This is a genomic window from uncultured Kiloniella sp. (assembly GCF_937128705.1).
Taxonomy (GTDB): domain Bacteria; phylum Pseudomonadota; class Alphaproteobacteria; order Kiloniellales; family Kiloniellaceae; genus Kiloniella.
The window spans coordinates 1-21,469 of the sequence record NZ_CAKZMP010000156.1; the positions used below are offsets into that span (position 1 = coordinate 1).

The following is a 21,469-nucleotide window of genomic DNA, read 5'->3' on the forward strand; positions in this document are numbered from 1 at the left end:
AGCTCAAATTGACCCGTCGGGCCTGGCAGCAACTGACCAGTGTCAACTGGGAGATAAACAGCAAGATTGAGCCGGTAACCGACATGGATAACTTCGGGATGAAAGAGTTCTGGACGTATCCGGTATCCAAGGGTGATTGCGAAGATTATGCTTTACTGAAGCGCAAAACGCTCCATGCCAAGGGCGTTCCGCTCAGTTCTCTACTGGTGACCGTGGTCTACGACGCAAAAGGTGGTGGGCATGCAGTGCTCACAGTTGTTACCGACCGGGGTGATTATATTCTCGACAACCAAGTAGCGAAAGTTCTTCGATGGCAGGATGCCGAATTGACGTATGTGAAGCGGCAATCAGCAGACAATCCTAATGTTTGGGAAAAACTGTAATCTAACCCGTCAGCCAATTGGACAAGGGGATAATCATACCGAGCAGCAATGGTTGGTGTAGCAGATAAATGACGAGGCTGTGTTGACCGCAGAAACTCAGAAACTTGCCGGTTGCACCTTGCGAGTTCTTGGCAGCGAAGCGGACATCCAAATTGTAGGCCAGCCCCATCCGCGTCAGTGCAATACCCACAAACGTGATGCCAAGCCACGGGAAGACAGGCACGAGGTCATTGCTAACAGGTGGTGACTGAGAAAAGCCAATCCATGCAAGCCAGCGGGTATCGAATGCCGGGTCGGCAAACACAAGTGGTGCAAGCCAAATGAATGCTCCAAGAGCCAAAACGAACAGAGGTCGGAACTGTACAAGCACCAAACCAATGATACTCGCGATTTTACCTGCATTGACGGAATCTTCACCAAGTCCGGCACCAACGGTGCGCTCTTCGAGAATATCAAGCGGCGCAGGCAATGCACCAGCCCTGAGAAGTACAGCAAGCTCTTCAGCAGATTGCGGGGTGAAGTTACCAGAAATAATGCCATTCCCCGTTAGAATTGGCGATCTGATAACAGGGGCTGAAATAACCTTACCATCCAAAACGATCGCGAAAGGACGATTAACATTTTCTTGTGTTACCCGGGCAAACCTTTGCGCACCAGTTGTATCAAAAGTAAACGAGATGACAGGCTGGGCATCTTGGAATGTTGACTGTGCATCGATCAGGTTTTCACCACTTACCATAACTCGTTTTTTAATAACGTAACGTTGCGGTTGTCCACTTGCCTGTGTTTCTTGCGACAGCATAATCTGTGAACCAACAGGTGCTTTACCAGAATAAGGATCTGCATTTTGGTCAACCAGATGGAATGTCAGCTTTGCTGTTTTACCAATCAGACGTTTAATTTCATCAGGGTCTTTAACGCCTGGAACCTGAATAAGAATACGGCTTTCACCTTGTCTTTGCAGACTAATCTCTTTTGTACCTGTTTCATCCAAACGCTTGCGAAGGACTTCGATCGATTGGTTGATCACTGCGATCCTGCGTTCGCGCAAAACCTGATCGCTGTATTCAGAAATAACCTTGGCACCATCGGTCGAAATCAAAAGCCCCGGGTTGTTTTCGAAGATCATCTTTCGGACACGCCCAACCATTTCCTCACTCGCATCGCGAAGCGTGAAGGTGGCGGCTTTGCCTTCGACACCGAGGTTTTGGTATCCAATGCGTTCAGTACGAAGGTTTAACCTGATCCCCTCGACCAGATTGGTAAGCTGTTCTTCTTCCACAGCATCCAGATCAACTTCGAGTAAAAGATAGGAACCACCTTGTAAATCGAGCCCCAGATTAATCTGATCACTCGCGACCCAATCAGGGAAGGTTTCAAGAGTTTGTTCTTTGAACAAGTTCGGCATGGCATAAAAGATACCGAGAACAAGAACGCCAATAACTGCAAAAATTTGCCACTTGGAAAACTGAACCATAACGGGCCGTATTATCTGTTGATATATGAAATAAACCTGCTCTGGATATAGGGCCAGAGCAGGTAAAAACCACCTCTAAAGATGCTTTTCTATAAACTTTCCTTAAAACGGAAAATCCAGAAAAGGTTTAATCTTTAGATTTCTTGTCTTTTTTGTCTTTGTCTTTATCGTCGTTAGCAGACTTATCAGCAGGCTCTGTCTTGCTGACAACACTTGCGATCGTGCTCTGGATAACAGTGATACGAACGTTTTCAGCAATATCCACCTGAACTTCGCCACCGTCTTTTACTTTTGCAACGGTTCCAATAACACCACCAGCTGTGACGACTTTATCGCCACGACGAATAGCATCAATCATCGCTTTTTGCTGTTTCATCTTCTTGCTTTGCGGGCGAATAATCAGAAAATAAAAAACCGCAAAAATCAAAACGAGTGGGAATAGTGTCGCAAACAATTCACTCGACGAACCAGCACCACCAGCTGCCTGGGCATAGGCTGTGGAAATCAACATTAATCCCTCCAAAACTAAAGAACTTGGAATCGGTTGCTAAGCAACCCCCAAAAAAAATTACCCGCGGACTATAACTGTCTGGCCCGGAAATGCAAACGAACAGAAAAACAAAGAAAACATCCCGGAATGACAGAGCATTTGACTGACTTAGGCCCGCCCGCTAGGGTTCGAAAAATGATCGACCGACAGGCTTAGCGCCGGAGTAGTATAAATGACTGATTCTAAAGACTTATACCCTTTACTTGAACGTATTGCTTCGGCACTGGAAAAACTATCTCCACAACAAGAAAGTGCGCCTGATCTTTCCCAGGCAGATGCCTATGTATGGCAGACCGAACCTGATGTTCTGGAAGCTGTTGAAGATGTGAATCGGGTTGATTTTGATCTTCTCAAAGGAATTGATCGGCAAAGAGAATCTCTTTTGAACAATACCCTGCGTTTTGTAGAGGGGTATCCAGCAAATAATGCGTTGTTATGGGGTGCAAGAGGTACCGGGAAAAGTTCGATTGTCAAAGCCGTTCATGACAAGGTGAATTCACTCGCGGAAGAAAATAATTTCAACAAAGTAACCCTTGTCGAAATACACCGTGAAGATATCCCGTCCCTCCCTCGGCTTTTAAAGATTTTAAAAACATCAGAACGCCCTTGTATTCTTTTCTGTGATGATCTGAGCTTTGACACTCAGGACGATACATACAAATCACTTAAGGCTGTTCTGGAAGGCGGTATTGAAGGGCGTCCGAAAAATGTGCTTTTCTATGCAACATCAAATCGTCGACATCTCATGGCCCGAGATATGATTGAAAACGAACGGTCATCAGCCATCCACACCTCAGAGGCAACAGAAGAAAACGTCAGCCTGTCCGATCGTTTTGGCTTGTGGCTTGGTTTCCATAATTGTGATCAGGACACCTTCTTTGCCATGATCGAAGGCTACGTGGAAAAGTACGGCATAAAAATAGATCGTGATGCTTTACATGCCGAAGCGCGTGAATGGTCTGTTACCCGGGGATCCCGTTCTGGTCGTGTTGCCTGGCAGTTTATACAGGACCTTGCCGGACGTATGTCCATCAAAATTCCATAGGCATGATATACCCATAGGAATAATCCCCATATACATGATACAACACGCCTCTAACCCAAGCATGAAATAAGGCACAGAAACAGGTTTAGTTCGTTAGCAACTTGTTGGGATTAACAGCTTCAGAGCCTTTGCGAATTTCAAAGTGAAGCTGAGGTTTGGAAACATTTCCTGTACTGCCAACTCTGGCAATATCCTGCCCTCTCTTCACGCGTTGGCCGCGTCCAACGAGTAATTGATCAGTATGGGCATAGGCTGTTACCCATCCATCAGAATGCTTGATCAGTAGCATTTGGCCAAAGCCTTTCAACTCACTCCCCGCATAAACAACGACGCCATTTTCAGCTGCTTTTACAGACGTTCCTCTACGTGCAGCAATATTAATACCATCATTATGTATTCCGCCTTCTTTAGCACCAAAGGAAGAAATCACCTTTCCCTTAACTGGTCGTAAGAAATTGCTGAATGATCGGGGTAACGGCTTGGGAACCGGGCCGGTGAAGTTTTTAGGACTGGCAGGAATAGCGCTTCGAACAGGTGTTTTAGTCGAGGTCTTCGGAACTGCCGACGTAATATTTGGTGTATTGGTCGAAGGTGAAACACTTGCTGAACGTACCACATTATCTTGCCGTAATGCAGGAAGGTTCAAACGCTGCCCAACATACAGAGCATAAGGTGGATTGATTTTGTTAATCTTCACCAATGCTGTGGTTTCAACACCATACCGACGTGATATGCTGTAAAGCGTATCCCCGGCAATCACAACATGCTCTTTCGAAACCGGTAGCTTGATAGCCTGTCCAACCAATAGCTTATAAGGCGGGGACAAACGGTTCAGAATAATAAGTTCACGAATAGAAACCCGGCGTTTACGAGATATAGAATAGACCGTATCACCACGATTTACAGTGTATTGAGTGCTAGAAATTTCTGTCTGATTATTTACAGGTTGCGAAGTCGCTCTCGCTTGTTTTTGGATCACAGTCGTTGAACTGCTTTGCCTTACCTGCCTTCTCGGGTTTCTTTTGGGCAGAGGAATATTTTCAGGTAGCAACGCCGGAATTGAAACACCTGCAACACGACCAGTCGTCTGCCCCGCTGTTGAAGGACGCGACGGCGGTGTTGGTTTTCTCTTGGGCAAAATTGACGGTGGATAACTATAAACCGTCTGAGTTGGTGTTGATTTTTGTGTCGTTGTCGGAAAGGACGACGGATTGATCGTGCACCCGTACAGCCCTGCGCTTAACAGTAAAAATCCTAGTTTCAAAGTTGGTAAGCTGGTCCGATTAAACATCAAATTAGTTACGAGCGTATTCCTGTACTAAAACCACCAAAGCCAATTAATTGCCTTTTGGCATCCCGTGAACAAGAGGCACAAACCGTACCTCACCAAGGTTCTCATGATCAAACCCGTTTTCTGTCCGCGTAATCCTGATCAATTCCTGATTATTACCTTGTGACCCCAACGGTAAAACCAGAATACCACCTATTGCCAGTTGCTCAAGCAGAGCTTCGGGAATTTCCTTTGGCGCGGCTGTGATAATTATGCGTTCAAACGGGGCTTGTTCTTTCCAACCCTTGTAACCATCACCCAACTTTGTGGTCACATTATGAAGACGCAGGTTTGTAAAACGTTCTTCTGCCTCCCCCAATAGCTCACGATAGCGTTCGATCGTATAAACACGCCGACATAAACGTGACAAAATGGAAGCTTGATATCCAGATCCTGTACCAACCTCGAGAATCTTCATTCTTTTCGTTACGGAAAGAGCCTGTGTCATCATGGCGACGACTTGTGGTTGGCTCAGCGTTTGCCCTCTGCCAATTGGAAGTGCCATATTTTCATAGGACTGATCCTGAAAAGGCCCGGGGACAAAAGCTTCTCTTGGAATACGCTCAATCGCGGAAAGGACGCCGGTATCAGAAATACCGCCGCGTCTCAATTCCATAATAAGTCTGATTTTGCGTGCTTCAAGACTCATGGGAACAGAGTTTCCATCTTTGACAACAGACCTTTATCTGTCAGATCGTATTTCAAAGGCGTAACTGTAATATACCCCTCAGCAATCGCTGTCAGATCCGCATTCGGAATAGACGTGTGGTGACTGACAAACTGACCAACCCACAAATAAGGCCGGCCACTGGGGTCATTTCCTTCGACAACGGTTGTTCCCTCATCCCGATGCCCTTGGGCACAGACCTTGATGCCTTTGACTTTATCAGCGGGAATTCCCGGGAAGTTCACATTGAATAGCAGATTTCCAGGTTCATCCCACGTTGCGAGCTTGGTAATAACTTCAGGCGCAAACCTTGTAACGGTATCCCAATGAAAAAGACTTTCGTCCTTATCATCCGGCCTTAGACTAAGGGCAATGGACCGCGCGCCAAGAATGGCCCCCTCCATTGCCGCAGCCACCGTGCCGGAATAGATAACATCTTCACCCAGATTTGCCCCGACGTTCACCCCAGACAACACGATATCGGGTACCTTATCAGCCATTAGATACTTCATGGCCATCAGAACACAATCTGTTGGCGTGCCATCAATAGAGTAACGCTTGTCATCAAGCTTGCGTTCCCGCAAAGGGCGTCTCAAAGTAAGAGAATGACTGCTGGCCGACTGTTCAGATTCTGGCGCGACAACCCAGACGTCATCGGATAATTGGCGGGATATTTCTTCTAAAACAGATAATCCTTTGGCGTGGATACCGTCATCGTTTGATAACAGTATCCGCGCATTTGTAAGGCTCTGTATCGTCTTAGTCATTCAGGAGGATACTTTCTTTGCCCCCCATGTATGGTCTAAGCACCTCGGGTACAGTAACGGAGCCATCAGCTTGCTGATAGTTTTCCATAACGGCAATGAGACAGCGCCCAACTGCAACACCAGAGCCATTCAAAGTGTGTACAAAAGCAGGTTTCTTCGTTTCAGTAGATCTGAAACGCCCGTTCATACGACGCGCCTGGAAATCACCACAGGTAGAACAGCTAGAAATTTCACGGTATGCATCCTGACCGGGCAACCAAACTTCGATATCATAAGTCTTACGCGCACCAAAGCCCATGTCACCTGTGCAAAGAACCACAACGCGATAATGCAGCCCCAGTTTCTTCAACACATCTTCCGCGCAACTTGTCATACGCTCGAGCTCATCATCGGATTTATCCGGGTGAACAACAGAAACCATTTCCACCTTATCAAACTGATGTTGGCGCAGCATACCACGAGTATCACGCCCGGCAGAGCCAGCCTCGGAACGGAAACAAGGGGTCAAAGCAGTCATTCGCTTTGGCAACTCATCTTCCTTGAGGATCTCGCCAGCAACCGTATTCGTCAATGGCACTTCAGCTGTTGGAATAAGCCAGAAACCTTCTTCAGTCTTGAAAGAATCTTCTGCAAATTTTGGGAGCTGACCCGTACCATACATCACGTGATCACGCACAAGAACTGGTGGTATCACTTCGGTATAGCCGTGTTCATCGATATGCATATCAATCATGAACTGTGACAAAGCACGGTAAAGACGAGCCACACTTCCTTTAAGAACAACAAATCGGGATCCAGAAAGCTTCGCCGCCAGCTCAAAGTCCATTTCGCCCAGCTCTTCGCCCAGCTCAAAATGCTGCTTTGCGTCAAAGCCCAGCTCAGGTTTGTCACCAACAGTGCGCACAAGAACATTATCGTCCTCGTCTTCACCAACAGGAACATCATCGTTTGGTCGGTTGGGAATACCGGCAAGGATTGTCTTAATCTGGTTACCAAGATCAGATTCGGCAGTCTCTTTTTCAGACATACCTTCTTTGATACCCGCGACCTCTGCCATTAGATCCGATGCATCTTCGCCATTGCGCTTGGCAATACCAATCTGTTTTGATGCTTCGTTACGGCGCGCTTGCATTTCTTGTAGCTCAGCCTGAAGCGCACGATGCTGTTTGTCCAGATCCAGAATCTGGGCAGACATTGGTTCCATATTACGGCGCTTAAGCCCTTCGTCAAAAACTTCAGGGGTTTCACGGATCAACTTTAGGTCATACATAGGTATCTCTGTCCTTGTACTGAGAGAGACAAAATTCAATTAAAACGATATACTTATCAACAGAGTATACTCAACGCTGAGATAAGCAAAATCTCGATGCAAAGGCCTTAAAGGGTTCGGTATCAACTGTGTAGCGAATGGACGACCTTAGTCAGGGGTTACGTCAGTCGACTCAGCTTCTTCTTCCTCGGCACGTTTGCGTTCTACCATTTTGGCCATCAGGATCGACACTTCGTAAAGAAGTACAATCGGAATAGCCAAGGCCAACTGGCTCAATGGATCTGGCGGGGTAAATATTGCAGCAACAATAAAGACACCAACAATCGCATATTTACGCTTTTCCGCCATCCCTTTCGACGATGCAATGCCGACTTTTGCCAACAATGTCATCAAGACGGGTAGCTGAAAACAGAGACCAAAAGCAAATATCAACTTCATCATCAGCGAGAAGTATTCATTAACTTTGGCTTCCAGCTCAATAGCAATTGAGCTGTCAGTACCTTCAACCTGAAACGCAAGAAAGAACTCTGCGGCAAGCGGGAAGATCACAAAATAAACCAAAGCCCCACCGACAAAAAACAAAATCGGCGACGCGATCAAAAACGGTGCAAAGGCAGATTTCTCGTTTTTGTATAAACCCGGCGCAACAAACAACCAGATCTGAGACAGAAAGATTGGACAGCTGATGAAAGCCCCAAAAAAGAACGCGACTTTCACATAGGTAAAAAAGACCTCTGTCAAATCAGTAAAGATCAATCGTTGCTGACGATCACTGACCGAATTTTCGCGCATCACTTCTGCCAAAGGGGCAGCAAGATATTCAAAAAGCTGTTCAGCAAAAGCAAAACAGGCCAAAAAAGCGACCAACAGAGTGACGACACTCCATAATAATCGCTTTCTGAGTTCAATCAGATGCTCCAGTAATGGCATCTTCTGTTCTTCGGTTGTATCACTCACTACTTAGCTGCTTTTTGAAGAAGTTGTATTATCTACCTGAACTGCTTCAGATTGAACTGTCTCTGGAGCTTTCTCAGGTTCTGTTTTTGTCGAAGATGTATCCGCAAGCGGCTTTTGAACAGAAGCAAAGGGATTATGATCTTCTTTGTCTTCTTTTGTTATCGCTTCGACACCATCTTTGACTTCTTGTGACGTCTTGGTCAGCGCCTGTGTGGGATCAATAACATCTTCAACCGTTTTACGGATTGATTCGCTATTGGCCCCCTCCAGCGCTTTTCGTGCATCCTGAAGATCAGACTCACGAATGACGTCATCAACACCGGATTGGAATTCCCGGGCAAGTCCCTTGGCCTTACGCACCCATTTAGAGACGGTACGAAGGGTATTCGGCAGCTCTTTAGGCCCCATTATCAAAAGGGTAAGAACTGCAACGACCATCATTTCCGACCAACCGATGTCGAACATTGGCTACTGCTCCTTAGGAATTACGGATCCCTGAACACACCCAAACACAAATACAAATCAATCCTGAATAAGGCTGACTTATGCTTTATCTTTGTCTTCAGAGATTGTTTTGCTTTCTTCCTGATCAGAAGCAGCCGTATCTTTATTCTCTTCTTTTAGGCCCTTTTTAAAGGCTTTAATGCCTGAACCTGCATCGCCCATAAGTTTGCTGAGCTTTCCGCCCCCACCAAAGAGAACCAAAACAACAACTAAAACAATCAGCCAATGCCAAATGCTGAACGCACCCATTACTCTCTCCTTAGAGACAATTACCTTTAATCTGTAAGGGACTATGGCAAAAAGAAAAGGCGCAAGCAACGATTCATACGTCAGAGCACCGAGTGTTTTACATGTGTTGAGTTTTTCAGTCAGGCGTCTTTGCTGAAAAGACAAAGGTCAGGCGCTTATCCAATTCGAGAACACAGTCATTACCTGTTACCGGAATCGTGTGATTATCCAGACGAGCTTTTACATAAAGGTCATCAGCTAACCCATTGGAAATTTTAAAATCTACTAAGTTTGATTTTCCAAGCATTCGCGATTTTAGGACACTGGCTTCAACACCTGTACCATTCACTTTTTTGCCCAAAACAATCCCTTCGTGACGCACCAGCACATCCACAGCAGTTCCATGACGAAGATCAGGAACTTCGATCGCACCAAAAGGTGTGGCAACGTGTCCGTCATGACAAATCCCTTTAAATTCGTTCACTTCCCCAAAGAAGTGCGCAACAAAGGCATTCGCCGGATTACTGTAAAGTTCATTCGGCGGTGCAAACTGAATAATCTGCCCCTTGTTCATAATGGCAACCCGATCCCCCATATACATGGCTTCTTCTGGATCGTGGGTCACCATCAAGGTGGCAATGTTATTTTCTTTGAGTACCCTCAGTGTTTCTTCGCGTACCTGATTTCTAAGCCTGACATCAAGACCAGAAAAAGGTTCATCCAATAAAACAAGCTTGGGGCGCGGGGCAATTGCTCTGGCCAAGGCGACACGCTGTTGCTGCCCACCAGACAAGGTGTGTGGGTATGCATGAAGGTAATCAGCCATACCAACTTGCGCCAACGTCTCAAGAACACGTTCTTTACGTTCTCGACCAGAAAGATGCTTTAAACCAAATTCAATGTTCTTGGATACATCCAAATGCGGGAAAAGAGCATAATCCTGAAAAACAAGACCGACGCTTCTTTTTTCTGGCGGCAAATCGACTTTATCATCCGCAACAATGGTTTTATCCATTGTGATTTTACCGGACTGTAAGGTTTCCAATCCGGCTGCCAATCGCAAAATTGTCGTCTTGCCACACCCAGACGGTCCCAACAGGCATACGAACTCCCCAGCATTAATCGACAGATTAACATTGTTCACAGCTGGAAGGATGCCAAAATTATGGCTAACATTCTCTAAACAGAGGGCCGACATTTAGTAACCGTCTAAATTTAATACAATCTTTGCAGCAACCTCGCAGAACTGCAGTTAAAAATCAATATCAACTGACATCATAATCCAAAATGTCGCAGTAAGTTGATTGATTTCTTTCTTTTAAAGGTAATTTTTAAACAGGAAGTGAAGATTGTTCGCTTTCTTCATCGGTCAAATCTTCGCCAAACTCACTGCTCAAGCGGTCATCTTCTTCTTCTGCCCCGCCCCCTTCTGCATCTATGGTTTCCAAGTCAACACCATCTCCGGATACCGATAATAGATCGCCATGATCACCAAGGGCCGTAATCGCAGGTCTTGCATCAAGTAATCCAGCGACTTTCAATTCATCAAAGCCCGGAAGATCATCCAGGCTTTCCAAGGCAAAGTTATCCAAAAAAGTTTGACTGGTCGCCCAAGTTACCGGACGTCCCGGGGTTCGCCGCCGCCCCTTTGGTTTGACCCATCCAATTTCCAAAAGCGTATCCAGCGTGCCCTTGGATAAACTAACGCCGCGGATTTCTTCTATTTCTGCCCTAGTAACTGGTTGGTGATATGCAATGATTGCCAACGTTTCGACACCCGCCCGCGTCAACTGTTTTGACTGGCTTTGTTCAACTCTCAACAAAGGCGCCATATCAGGTGCCGTGCGAAAAGCCCATCTGTCTTCAACTTTTATAAGATTAACACCGCGATTCTCATAATAGGATTTCAACTCCTCCAGAAGAGGTTTCAAATCTCTGTCTTTCTGGAAATGTCTAGAAAGCTGTTCAATGGATAGCGGCTCCGTAGATGCAAAGAGCAACGCTTCCAAAAGTCGAAGATCATCAAAGCGTGTTTCCATCTGTTCCTCCCCTACACCTCATACAAACAATCCTCATCCCCGTCACTTTTCAGCTATCCGCGTCGTGCCGTCTTTGATAAATATCGGGCCATAAATTTCATCTTGCCTGAGATCAATTTGCCCTTCCCGACACATTTCCAAACTGGCTGCAAACAAAGAAACCACTGCCGATCTCGCCAAAATACCGCGCTCTACCTTAACCGGGAGAAATCGGCTGAGATCCTGCCAGTCAGGAATAGTTCCAAGAAAAGCTGATAGCCGCTTGATCGCGTCATCCACAGAATGAAGCTCCATATGTTCTATAAGCAGGCTCTTTTCTTCGGTTCGTATCTGGCTGTTTGCATAGGACTTTAACAAATCAAAGAGCGAGACATCATAGCTTGTTTTATGAATAACTCCGGTATTTTCCGGCAATCCCCTGGCAAAAAAATCAATTCCCAGCTGTGGACGAGACATCAACGTCTTGCCTGCATCCTGCATCGCTTGCAAACGCTGTAATTGGAATTTGAGTGCCGCGGCAAGCTCTGCCCCGCTGGGTTCTTCTTCGCCCTCTGGCTCTGGCAAGAGTAACCTTGACTTCAAATAAGCAAGCCACGCCGCCATGACCAAATAGTCCGCCGCAAGCTCCAGCCTTAATTCATGCGCCTGTTGAATAAAATCTATGTATTGATTCGCCAGCTCAAGAATTGATATCTGGGTCAGATCAACCTTCTGATCCCGTGCCAACTGCAGCAAAATATCAATCGGTCCCTCAAAGCCATCCAGCTCAAGAACAAGCGGATGCAGGGCTTTTAACCCCTCCGATTGTTCTGATCTGTCGTCTTCTTCAAAGGGAAGTGTTTCGGACACTGATTTCCTTAAACAGCTAAATGATGTTTAGATTTGCAATCGCTTGAAAGAAAGGAAGCATAGCATGAATGGATTTAATTATCACATAACTGATTAAATTCAGATCCATGCCAATTTGACGGCCAATCATCGGAAGAACAAAAATCAAGCCGATAAGAATAATCATGCCGTACTTTTCCAAACGTGAAAAAGGAATGGCTAATGAGGTTGGCAGAAGGCCTGTCAACACGCGACCGCCATCTAACGGCGGTATAGGCAGCATATTAAACACTGCCAGCATCAAATTAATCTTGATCGCATTTTCCAGATTTTGCCCGACCCAATCAGAAGCGATATCAGGCACCAGCCCAAATACGGCAAAACCGAATGCAGCAATCAGTGCAATAAGAATATTTGATGCAGGCCCAGCCAAAGCAACAAAGATCATATCTCTTTTGGGGTTGTTTAACCGACCAAAAACAACTGGTACAGGCTTAGCCCACCCCAAAACGAACGGAGAACCAATAAAGATCAGCATACTTGGAAGCAATATCGTGCCAAACGGATCGATATGTTTCGCAGGGTTCAAGCTGACGCGCCCGAGTTTTGATGCAGTATCATCTCCGAGCAGGCGGGCGGCATAGGCATGAGCCGCTTCATGGAGAGTAACTGCTAACAGCACAGGTAAAACCCAAACTGATGCACCTAAAAGAAACTCGTTAATATCCATGAAATGAAAAACCTGTGTTTTAGAAATGAAAAGCTCTGAAATTCAGAACCAATGACTTATAGCCAATAAAGTGATTATGACCAGTAAGGAGAGATTATTTCTGTAAGCTCATCGAGAACTGAATTCCACTCAATATGGTTATCTTGGCGCAGTTTCCAAGCTTTATCCAAACGGGCGGTCTTCGTAGTGTCAATTTCCATCAAGCCCTTGGCGACGGACAGCATTTCCTGCTGATCCCCATTACAATGCAAAGCCAAATCACAACCAGCTGACAGTGCAGCCTTTGCTCGCTCTTCATAAGTTCCCGCCATGGCTTTCATGGATAGATCGTCAGAAAGCAAAATGCCATCAAACCCGATCTCATCGCGAATAACCTGCTTAATTACAGTTGGCGAGACAGTCGCAATATGTTCGGGATCAATCGTTTCGTAGATTACGTGTGCCGTCATGCCCCACGGGGCAGAGTTTAACAGTTTGAAAGCTTTTATATCTTGATCTGAAAGCTCATCCCGTGATGTATTCACCCTTGGTAGCTCTTTGTGGCTATCAACTGTCGCACGGCCGTGTCCTGGCAAGTGCTTAACCACAGGCATAATACCACTGTGCAGGAAGCCTTCGACAACCTTTGCCCCGATGGTTGCGACTTTTTCTGGCGTCGCCCCATAGGACCGATCCCCGACGATTTCATGCGCCCCCGGTATTGTCAGATCCAATACAGGCGCACAGTCAGCCGTTACACCAAGTTCTCTGAGCTCGTAAGCAATCAAGCAAGCATTGAGATATGTCGCTCTAAGTGCCTTGTCCTGATCTTGATCAAAAATCTGTCCAAAGATTGCCGCTGGCGGTGTCTTGCGCCAATGGGGTGGACGCAATCGAGCAACACGTCCACCTTCCTGATCAATCAGAACAGGCAGATCATCATTTCCAGAAAGCGATTTCAGCTCAGAAGTAAGGTTCTTTATCTGATCAGGGGTGTCACAGTTTCGGGCGAAGAGAATATAACCATAGGGATTAACTTCTGAAAAAAATCCTTTTTCCCAATCGGTTAAGCTATGGCCTTTACACCCAAAGATAACTGAATTCAACCCCACAACCTCACTCCCGAACCTTATTTAACTTTCTTGACCAAACAATCACGTTTGGCTGCTTTCAGTTTTGAGCAAAAATCACTCGCGGCTTTCTTATTTTCAAAAGGTCCTGTTTGCAGGCGATAGCGAACGCCAACGCCGGAAATAGACGCTTTTTCAATAATCGGCTGCTTACTACCCAAAAGATCACTCAACTTGCGCTGCATGTTCTTCCATTCAGTCATTGCGCCATCTTTGGATTTCAAAGAAGCCAATTGCAGAACGTACTGACCAGATACCGGTTTTTGTGAAACAGTCGCCGGAGTTGTTACTTTTGGCTCAGTCTTTTTGACAGTCGTGACTGAAGATGGCTCTGGTACCACAGGGTCTGGTGCTTTCGGAGCTTCCACGTTTTTGGCCACGTCTTCCTCGAATTTAGGAGCTAAAACGGACTCAACTTCAGGCGCTTTTGGTTCAGGCACTTTTGGAATCACACTTCCCTCACCTGTATTGGCAAGAGGTTGCTCTTCAACTTTGGGTGTTTCTGTTTTTTGGGCAACGGATTGCGCTGCTTTTTCAGTTGCATCTACTGCCTGTGCTTCAGCCTGACTGATCGAGGACTGGGTCGCCGTAGAGTTACCAACCTCTGGCTCTGACGCCTTGGGCGGCTGCGGTATTTCTGGCGGAGGTAAAAGCTTTTCAACTTGTGCATTTCCGCTTGCATCGGAATCATTATTAAGAACCAGTTTATCCTGATGCGGGATAACCATCCCCCCCGGCGATTCCGGTTTGGTTTTTTCCGGTGTCGTTTCTGCCTCTATAAGAGGAATAGCGTCCGGTATATTGTTACTTGGCTTGTTATCACCAAGCATAATCAAAATGCCACCGCCAACAACAGCAACAGCAATCAGGCCAAGGCCAATTGGTACAAGCTTTTTAAACAAACCAGCACCGGGATCATCATCAAAATCTAGATCGTCTTCCCAATACTCTTCATTTGAAAAATCGTCATGTATATCCTGAGCATCTTGATCTGTTGATACGCGCATGCTCTCGTTTTGACGCACTTTCTCAAAATCCTTTAGATCATCATCGGAAGAGTTTGATGACATCAGCGCATCTCCTTAGCAGGTTCAATACCAAAGACGTCCAGCCCCGAAGCAATAACAAGGGATGTTGCCTTGACCAGCGCCATCCGCGCCTGTGTCAAATCCTGATCATCCGTCACGATGAAACGTAACCGCGCATTGTCTTTCCCTTTGGTCCAAAGGCCATGAAGTTCCCCCGCCAAATCATAGAGATAAAAAGCAATCCTATGGGGTTCATGTGCTTCGCCCGCACTTTCCAAAAGACGCGGCCATTCACAAAGCCGACGGATCAGGCTTAACTCACCCTCGCTGTTTAGCTGTGACAGATCAACTTGCTCCAGAGCTTCTATAGAAAGATCCATATCAGGAAACTCGTTCTTCGAGTGCTTTAGGACCGAGCAGGACCGAGCATGAGCGTACTGAACATAAAATACAGGGTTATCGCGGCTTTGTTCCACAACCTTCTCTAGGTCGAAATCAAGCGAGGCATCATTTTTCCGCGTCAGCATGATAAAGCGCACAACATCTTTGCCAACTTCGTCAATAACAGATCTTAGAGTGATAAAGTTCCCTGAACGCTTTGACATGCGGACCATTTCACCGCCACGCATAAGGTTGACCAACTGACACACCTTGACATCAAGGCTGCCCTTTTTCTCGGTCATCGCCGTAACCGCAGCTTGCATCCGTTTAATATAACCACCGTGATCCGCCCCCCAGACGTTAATCATGGTGTTAAAGCCACGGCGATATTTATCTAGGTGATAAGCCATATCCCCGGCAAAATAAGTCCAACTACCGTCGGATTTTTTGATTGGCCGATCAACATCATCACCGAAGTCAGTTGATTTGAAAAGTGTCTGTGGACGTGCTTCCCAATCATCAGGCTTTTTACCCTTTGGCGGTTCCAGCACGCCCGTATAAACCAAGTCGTTGGCTTCCAGAAACTTCATGACTTCATCGACGCCACCAGCTTCAACCAAAGCGCGTTCGGATGAATACACATCCATCACGACACCCAGCGCTGCAAGATCGTCACGAATAAGATTAAGAAGCTGATCAATGGCAAACTTCCGAACATCAGAAATCCAGTCTGCTTCTTCTTTGCCCAGCCACTTATCGCCGTCTCTATCTGCCAGTGCCTTACCGACATCTTTCAAATATTCACCGGGATAAAAACCTTCAGGTATTTCACCGATATCTTCGCCCAGAGCTTCGCGGTATCTCAAATAGGCAGAGTTTGCCAGAACATTGACCTGATTACCCGCATCATTGATGTAGTATTCTTTGCAAACGTCATAACCAACCTTGGCAAGAAGTGCAGCAAGCGCATCACCGACAACTGCACCACGCGCATGGCCAACGGTTAGAGGACCTGTCGGGTTTGCTGAAACGTATTCAACATTAACCTTTTCACCCTGCCCCATATCAGAATCACCATATGATGTTCCTGCTTTGAGGATCGTCCCAACCTGTTCGAACCAGAACTTTTCATCCAGACGTAAATTAATAAAGCCCGGCCCCGCAATCTCTACCGACTTGATAACATCCAGATTTTCAAGACGTGTCGCTAAAAGGCTCGCAAGGTCACGTGGCTTCATCCCCGCAACTTTGGAAAGCACCATGGCAGCATTGGTCGCAGCATCACCATGGGAAGAGTCACGAGGAGGTTCCGCAGCAACGCGGCTGAAATCCAGACCAGTTGGAATTTCTCCTGCAGCAGCCATATCTTCTAATTGCGCGACAACTTTACTTCTTAAGTCTTTAAAAACGTTCATTTTATCTCAAAATCCAGATTAAAAATCTGTCTATGTTGTTCAAAAGCGTATCGGTCGGTCATACCAGCGATATAGTCTGCGATCAATCTTGCGCTACGCTTTGTTAGTTTAGTACCAGCTTCAAGACGCCAATAGTCAGGAAGCTCTTCTGGGTGCTCTGAATAATGCGAAAAGAGGTTTCTCACAACCTGCTTTACACGTTTACGCATTTCTTTGACTTTTTCATGGCGATACATGTGTTCAAATAAAAATGCTCTTAGTTGTTTTTCCACCTCACGAAACTGATCCGAAAAAGCAACCATTGCCCTATTTTGACAGCGAATATCAAAAGCGGTCTTCGGGTTTGCTTTCCTTATCCTTGTTTGCGTCTCAGACAAAACATCATTGATCATATAGTCAACCAGACGGCGTACAGCTTCGTGGACAAGGCTTTCAGTTTCAAGGTTAGGATATTTCTTCAATACCTGGCGGAATATATCACCAACCACAGGAATGGGCAAAAGGTCATCAACAGTAAAAAGCCCCGCCCTGATACCATCATCTATATCGTGATTATTATAGGCAATGTCATCGGCAATAGCCGCAACCTGCGCCTCAAGGCTTGCAAAGGAAGACAGCTCCAGATCCCGCGCGTTCTTGCAATACTTTGACATGGATTCTGGTACATACTCTTCCCGGCTGTTCGGCCCCTCAATAGGGCCGTTGTGCTTTGCCAACCCCTCAAGGGTTTCCCAAGTCAGGTTCAGCCCGTTGAAATCTGCATAACGCCGTTCCAGCTGAGTCACAATCCGGAAAGTCTGTTCGTTGTGGTCGAAACCGCCAAAGGGTTCCATCACATCATGCATGGCATCTTCACCAGCATGTCCAAAAGGCGTGTGCCCAAGATCGTGAGCAAGAGCAATTCCCTCGGCAAGATCTTCATTTACACCAAGCGTTCGACTTAATGACCGAGCGATCTGAGCAACTTCAAGGGAATGGGTCAGACGCGTTCGAAAATGATCACCCTCGTGATAGACAAAAACTTGCGTTTTATATTGCAGCCGACGAAACGCAACAGAGTGGATAATACGATCCCGGTCTCTCTGAAAACAGGTTCTCGTCTTGCTCTCAGGTTCTTTCAGCAAGCGCCCTCGACTGCTTTCCGGAGACGATGCATATAATTTTTTCGAATCGTTTTGCGTCATAGCCAAAGACTAACCCTAAGAGAGACTTAGTAAAGTAAAATGAGTTCATGAATATTCATTGACCAAGCTTGCTCATTTCAAACAGATACCCAAAGCTTTAAACACTCGATTTACAACTATAAAAAACATCTCTTTTATAATATTTCTATTACTGGATGATCCGTCCTGATACAGTTCCGCGATAACATAAAAAAAATCCTGGGGGGGGCAGTGCTTTGTATCTTTTATGGCGGTGCTGGGGTGCTTTTGTAGCACTCTTAATTACAATATTATCTGTTCTTACAGTACTATCCATTCTGCAGCATAACTCTGTATTATCCAACCTTGTCCAACAACGAATAGCCGTTGTTGTCGAATCAGTAGACGATGCTCTGTCTAAAAATATTGAAAATGCCCCTTCTGTTTCAAATCTCCCAAATGCGCGACAGATATTGACGCAAGCAAAAGCGCTTGACCCTGACATCAACGCAATCCACATTTTGAACACAAGTGGTAAAATCGTTCACTCAACGGACAGAACACAACCATTAAATCTCTCACAGGACGAAATAAACCTGAAGAGAACGAGTAAAAATGAGACATGGAATAAAGAAACCGATAAACAATTTTTTAGTTACAAAAAAATAACCAATACGAGTGGCCAGTTAATTGGAACTGTCGCAGCAATTTACCCTAAAACTAGCTATAATATCACCGTCGCAAATTTTACCTTCATCGTGATAATTACAGCTCTAATTTTACTTCTACTATTTTCAGTGATTGGATTTATTGTCCTCAGGCTCCGACTTTCAGAAGCTGTAAAATCGGGTAATTTGCTTAAACAATGGTACAAAGCCCGATCTGTTGCCCCGACAGTCTATCAGATCCCAGAAGGCGCAAAGAAAGAACAAGTTAATCCGCAATTTATGGAGCTTCTAGAGCATCTGAACGCCGCGGATAAAAATTATGACCAAATAGATTCTCAATTAAAAAAATGGGAATCAGAGTGCCAAAACAAAAACGCTCCTGCGCCCGGAGTATTACCTCAGAAGATTGTGATGAGCCCTCTTTTGGATATACGTTTGGGTATTGCTTACCAACGAAAGGTATATACTTGGATTATCGGCTTGATTATTGCTGCCACACTGTCTTTAGGCTTTGTCACATACACTTCTGTCAATGCCTCTCTCAAACCAGAAATGGTAAAGCGAACCGACCTTATTTCGCAAATAGCAACAAACAACATTCAACAAAATGTCACCGCTGGAATTCCCATAGAAAGCATAAGTAACCTTGAAGAAGATTTAAACAACACCCTCACCCACTTCCCCGAGATATCCTTTTTGGGTGTTGCGACAGGAAAGTTTATTTTCACTGCTGGTGATTGGCAAAATCCATTTTATTCAACGACACAAGACGCACGTAAGCTCCCCATCTACCCTATCGTCTCAGATGAAGAGAACGTTGGATACATTATCATTCGACCAGATGTAAATTATATCGCCAAGCAATTTCGTGAAGTTGCATTGGACCTAACTGTCATCGTTCTTGTTGTCTTACTTTTTGCTTACGAGGTCATTGTACTCGTAATGACGATGTCACTGAGCTCGCCCCTAAACAGACTTAAACAGCTATCAGAAATGCAAGCCAACGGCGACTATTCCAGTGTTATTATTCCCCGACGCGGAAACTTTACAGAATATTTAATTACCCGACTATCAAACAGGACGCATAGTATTCATAAAAGATATCGAGCTTTGGCAGCATATCTAAAAACCACAAAAGCTAAGGGTTTCTTTCAAGAAGAAATGACCTCTATGGCTGATAAATTTAAACTACCAACCAAAGGACCTTTGACACTAACTTATCCCTATAAAAACGATATTCGGCTTGCTCTCTTTTTATTCGCTGCCGCAGATGAACTCGCTTTATCTTTCTTCCCCTTGTTCACGAGAGCCGCAGAAAATCCCTTAACATGGATTGATCCGGCTATTGTCATTTCCTTGCCAATCGCTGGATATCTGATTGCTTATCTTTTTGCGGCCCCTTTTGCCCGGTCACTAACAGGTAAATGGGGTCACAAAAAAATGATCCTCGGGGCTCTAATTTTTATTTTCCTGTCAAACTTTGGGATGTTTTTTGCCACCAATGTATTGGAAATCATTTTCTGGCGATCTTTGGGGGGCATAGGATATGCCTTTGCCGTACTTGCTTGTCAGGATTATGTAATTGACTACGAACCCCGTGGTGAACGAACCAAATCACTTGGTCAGTTCTCAGCTGCCCTTTTTGCCGGAATTTTTGCAGGTACAGCTTTGGGGGGCGTTCTTGCAGATCGATTTGGAACATCCATCGCTTTTATGTTCAGTGCTTTTCTTGTTGTTATATCCGCCATATTGCTTACCCGGATGATTCCCCCGGGGTTAAATACGAAAACAAAAGAAGAAGCTCCTCTGCGGTTCAAGTCCATAGCAGCATCCCTTAAAAATCCTCGTTTTTTTGCAGTGTGTATGGGGCTTGCTGTTCCACAAAGCCTTATGGACCAGGTTTTTATATCCTATCTCTTTTCATTACAGCTTGACGCGCTTGATGCCTCAACCGCAGATATAGCCCGACTTTTAATGGTTTACTTCTTTATGATAATGCTTTCGGGTACTTTATTAGGATGGCTAACCAACAGTAAAATAAGCGAAAGCTCTATTGCAGTGACAGGCTCCCTGATCACGGCTGCAGGTCTCATACTCACAGCATTTATGCCTTCGCAATGGACTATGTTAATCGCAGCTGCAAGCACCGGTTTTGGCCACGGCCTGCTTCGAGGCCCACAAGTTGAGCTTACGATGAAATTGGCAGAAGGAGAGCTAAAGCATTTGGGGTCAAATTCTGTCCTTGGCGCTCTACGTTTATTTGAAAGATGTGGCAGTATTCTTGGCCTATTGATAATTGCTGCAATAGCAGGATATTGGGGATTACCAACTGCCATCTCATCAATAGGGGTTATCATTTTAGGAGGCTTAGTGATTTTCGTTGTTTATTACATCGGCACTAATTTCATTGATTTTTTAAACAAAAGAAAACTATCTTCGGAATATGAATCTTGAAAAATGAATAGATTTAGGTGTAACGATAACCTATCTATATAGTCAGATTAACAACTAGCCTTCGGTATAGTGCTTTTATAGGTACAGAATTTCTAGTTTTCTGGATCATAAACATTAATTGTAGGCTTACAGGTTATGAGTAGAATATGACGACAGATGATCAAACTCCTTATATCTCCTTATCAAGCAGTGCCGCAAAGCGGGTGGCTTTTCTGGCAGAACAAGAAGGTAAGCCGGACTTAATGTTGCGAATAACAGTCTCTGGCGGCGGTTGTTCAGGTTTCCAGTATGGTTTCTCTTTTGACAGTTCTGTTAACGAAGACGACAAAACCTTTCAAAAGGACGGCACGAAAGCTGTGATCGACGACATGTCTTTGGACCTTCTAAACGGTTCCGAGATAGATTTTGTCGAAGACCTGATGGGCGCGTCTTTTCGCATAACAAACCCGAATGCCACAGCCTCGTGCGGTTGCGGGACTTCTTTTGCCATATAAAGT

Annotated in this window: 21 protein-coding genes; 4 read left to right on the plus strand and 17 right to left on the minus strand. The window is 45.4% G+C overall.

The features are described from left to right. Positions 1-383: transglutaminase-like cysteine peptidase (locus tag Q0241_RS08725; RefSeq protein WP_299376152.1), on the plus strand; the 383-nt coding region annotated here is incomplete at its 5' end. Position 384: 1 nt separating this feature from the next. Here the strand turns inward: Q0241_RS08725 and secD are convergent. Both secD and yajC read right to left on the minus strand, forming a co-directional pair. Further along, positions 385-1,860 (minus strand): protein translocase subunit SecD, encoded by a 1,476-nt coding sequence (gene secD / locus Q0241_RS08730; RefSeq protein ID WP_299376154.1) that lies wholly within the window; start codon positions 1,858-1,860, stop codon positions 385-387. Positions 1,861-1,987: 127 nt separating this feature from the next. Then, positions 1,988-2,371 carry a preprotein translocase subunit YajC gene (gene yajC / locus Q0241_RS08735; protein WP_299376157.1) on the minus strand — a complete coding sequence of 128 codons (384 nt, stop codon included), beginning with the start codon at positions 2,369-2,371 and terminating at the stop codon, positions 1,988-1,990. A 211-nt stretch (positions 2,372-2,582) separates the two neighbouring features. Between yajC and Q0241_RS08740 the strand changes: the two genes are divergently transcribed. Beyond that, positions 2,583-3,455 (plus strand): ATP-binding protein, encoded by an 873-nt coding sequence (locus tag Q0241_RS08740; protein WP_299376160.1) that lies wholly within the window; start codon positions 2,583-2,585, stop codon positions 3,453-3,455. Between the two features lie 85 nt (positions 3,456-3,540). Here the strand turns inward: Q0241_RS08740 and Q0241_RS08745 are convergent, their stop codons facing one another. From Q0241_RS08745 to Q0241_RS08815, 15 genes are all read right to left on the minus strand, one after another. Then, entirely contained in the window at positions 3,541-4,746 is a 1,206-nt protein-coding gene (locus tag Q0241_RS08745) for a peptidoglycan DD-metalloendopeptidase family protein (protein ID WP_299376163.1), read from the minus strand. Positions 4,747-4,792: 46 nt separating this feature from the next. Further along, the gene (locus tag Q0241_RS08750) at positions 4,793-5,434 is read right to left on the minus strand and encodes a protein-L-isoaspartate(D-aspartate) O-methyltransferase (protein WP_299376166.1); all 642 of its coding nucleotides are present in this window, start codon (positions 5,432-5,434) and stop codon (positions 4,793-4,795) included. After that, a complete protein-coding gene (surE, locus tag Q0241_RS08755) occupies positions 5,431-6,219 on the minus strand; it encodes a 5'/3'-nucleotidase SurE (protein ID WP_299376169.1) in 789 nt (262 codons plus the stop codon). Before surE ends, Q0241_RS08750 begins: the two co-directional genes overlap by 4 nt. After that, entirely contained in the window at positions 6,212-7,489 is a 1,278-nt protein-coding gene (gene serS, locus Q0241_RS08760) for a serine--tRNA ligase (RefSeq protein WP_299376172.1), read from the minus strand. Before serS ends, surE begins: the two co-directional genes overlap by 8 nt. Before the next feature lie 147 nt (positions 7,490-7,636). After that, complete coding sequence (gene tatC / locus Q0241_RS08765) at positions 7,637-8,446, minus strand: twin-arginine translocase subunit TatC (RefSeq protein ID WP_299376175.1); 810 nt, start codon at positions 8,444-8,446, stop codon at positions 7,637-7,639. A gap of 3 nt (positions 8,447-8,449) precedes the next feature. After that, the gene (gene tatB / locus Q0241_RS08770) at positions 8,450-8,911 is read right to left on the minus strand and encodes a Sec-independent protein translocase protein TatB (protein WP_299376178.1); all 462 of its coding nucleotides are present in this window, start codon (positions 8,909-8,911) and stop codon (positions 8,450-8,452) included. 78 nt (positions 8,912-8,989) lie between these two features. Continuing rightward, the gene (locus Q0241_RS08775; protein ID WP_046505231.1) at positions 8,990-9,199 is read right to left on the minus strand and encodes a twin-arginine translocase TatA/TatE family subunit; all 210 of its coding nucleotides are present in this window, start codon (positions 9,197-9,199) and stop codon (positions 8,990-8,992) included. Positions 9,200-9,314: 115 nt separating this feature from the next. Continuing rightward, on the minus strand, positions 9,315-10,376 hold the full coding sequence (locus Q0241_RS08780; RefSeq protein WP_299376182.1) for an ABC transporter ATP-binding protein: 1,062 nt from the start codon (positions 10,374-10,376) through the stop codon (positions 9,315-9,317). A gap of 133 nt (positions 10,377-10,509) precedes the next feature. After that, entirely contained in the window at positions 10,510-11,217 is a 708-nt protein-coding gene (gene scpB, locus Q0241_RS08785) for an SMC-Scp complex subunit ScpB (RefSeq protein ID WP_299376185.1), read from the minus strand. 42 nt (positions 11,218-11,259) lie between these two features. Beyond that, positions 11,260-12,066, minus strand: a complete 807-nt coding sequence (locus tag Q0241_RS08790; RefSeq protein WP_299376188.1) for a ScpA family protein — start codon at positions 12,064-12,066, stop codon at positions 11,260-11,262. A gap of 16 nt (positions 12,067-12,082) precedes the next feature. Next, positions 12,083-12,775, minus strand: a complete 693-nt coding sequence (locus tag Q0241_RS08795; RefSeq protein ID WP_299376191.1) for a site-2 protease family protein — start codon at positions 12,773-12,775, stop codon at positions 12,083-12,085. A 74-nt stretch (positions 12,776-12,849) separates the two neighbouring features. After that, positions 12,850-13,866, minus strand: a complete 1,017-nt coding sequence (nagZ, locus tag Q0241_RS08800; RefSeq protein WP_299376194.1) for a beta-N-acetylhexosaminidase — start codon at positions 13,864-13,866, stop codon at positions 12,850-12,852. A gap of 17 nt (positions 13,867-13,883) precedes the next feature. After that, positions 13,884-14,954: an SPOR domain-containing protein gene (locus tag Q0241_RS08805; protein WP_299376197.1), complete on the minus strand. Its 1,071-nt coding sequence runs from the start codon at positions 14,952-14,954 to the stop codon at positions 13,884-13,886. After that, the gene (gene argS, locus Q0241_RS08810) at positions 14,954-16,708 is read right to left on the minus strand and encodes an arginine--tRNA ligase (protein WP_299376200.1); all 1,755 of its coding nucleotides are present in this window, start codon (positions 16,706-16,708) and stop codon (positions 14,954-14,956) included. Before argS ends, Q0241_RS08805 begins: the two co-directional genes overlap by 1 nt. Continuing rightward, the gene (locus tag Q0241_RS08815) at positions 16,705-17,892 is read right to left on the minus strand and encodes a deoxyguanosinetriphosphate triphosphohydrolase (RefSeq protein ID WP_299376204.1); all 1,188 of its coding nucleotides are present in this window, start codon (positions 17,890-17,892) and stop codon (positions 16,705-16,707) included. The genes argS and Q0241_RS08815 overlap by 4 nt, the downstream gene beginning before the upstream one ends. 215 nt (positions 17,893-18,107) lie before the next feature. Between Q0241_RS08815 and Q0241_RS08820 the strand changes: the two genes are divergently transcribed. Together Q0241_RS08820 and erpA are read left to right on the plus strand one after the other, a co-directional pair. Continuing rightward, positions 18,108-20,972: an MFS transporter gene (locus Q0241_RS08820; protein ID WP_299376206.1), complete on the plus strand. Its 2,865-nt coding sequence runs from the start codon at positions 18,108-18,110 to the stop codon at positions 20,970-20,972. A gap of 146 nt (positions 20,973-21,118) precedes the next feature. Further along, positions 21,119-21,466, plus strand: coding sequence for an iron-sulfur cluster insertion protein ErpA (erpA, locus tag Q0241_RS08825; protein WP_299376208.1), 348 nt, complete (start codon positions 21,119-21,121; stop codon positions 21,464-21,466). Positions 21,467-21,469: the final 3 nt, after the last annotated feature.

Bases quoted from the DNA above. Each gene is read 5' to 3' on its own strand.
- Q0241_RS08815 (WP_299376204.1), bottom strand. From the start codon at position 17,892: ATGACGCAAAACGATTCGAAAAAATTATATGCATCGTCTCCGGAAAGC.
- secD (WP_299376154.1), bottom strand. From the start codon at position 1,860: ATGGTTCAGTTTTCCAAGTGGCAAATTTTTGCAGTTATTGGCGTTCTT.
- Q0241_RS08740 (WP_299376160.1), top strand. From the start codon at position 2,583: ATGACTGATTCTAAAGACTTATACCCTTTACTTGAACGTATTGCTTCG.
- yajC (WP_299376157.1), bottom strand. From the start codon at position 2,371: ATGTTGATTTCCACAGCCTATGCCCAGGCAGCTGGTGGTGCTGGTTCG.
- surE (WP_299376169.1), bottom strand. From the start codon at position 6,219: ATGACTAAGACGATACAGAGCCTTACAAATGCGCGGATACTGTTATCA.
- argS (WP_299376200.1), bottom strand. From the start codon at position 16,708: ATGAACGTTTTTAAAGACTTAAGAAGTAAAGTTGTCGCGCAATTAGAA.
- erpA (WP_299376208.1), top strand. From the start codon at position 21,119: ATGACGACAGATGATCAAACTCCTTATATCTCCTTATCAAGCAGTGCC.
- tatB (WP_299376178.1), bottom strand. From the start codon at position 8,911: ATGTTCGACATCGGTTGGTCGGAAATGATGGTCGTTGCAGTTCTTACC.
- Q0241_RS08750 (WP_299376166.1), bottom strand. From the start codon at position 5,434: ATGAGTCTTGAAGCACGCAAAATCAGACTTATTATGGAATTGAGACGC.
- Q0241_RS08780 (WP_299376182.1), bottom strand. From the start codon at position 10,376: ATGTCGGCCCTCTGTTTAGAGAATGTTAGCCATAATTTTGGCATCCTT.
- Q0241_RS08745 (WP_299376163.1), bottom strand. From the start codon at position 4,746: ATGTTTAATCGGACCAGCTTACCAACTTTGAAACTAGGATTTTTACTG.
- Q0241_RS08795 (WP_299376191.1), bottom strand. From the start codon at position 12,775: ATGGATATTAACGAGTTTCTTTTAGGTGCATCAGTTTGGGTTTTACCT.
- scpB (WP_299376185.1), bottom strand. From the start codon at position 11,217: ATGGAAACACGCTTTGATGATCTTCGACTTTTGGAAGCGTTGCTCTTT.
- Q0241_RS08775 (WP_046505231.1), bottom strand. From the start codon at position 9,199: ATGGGTGCGTTCAGCATTTGGCATTGGCTGATTGTTTTAGTTGTTGTT.
- Q0241_RS08805 (WP_299376197.1), bottom strand. From the start codon at position 14,954: ATGTCATCAAACTCTTCCGATGATGATCTAAAGGATTTTGAGAAAGTG.
- serS (WP_299376172.1), bottom strand. From the start codon at position 7,489: ATGTATGACCTAAAGTTGATCCGTGAAACCCCTGAAGTTTTTGACGAA.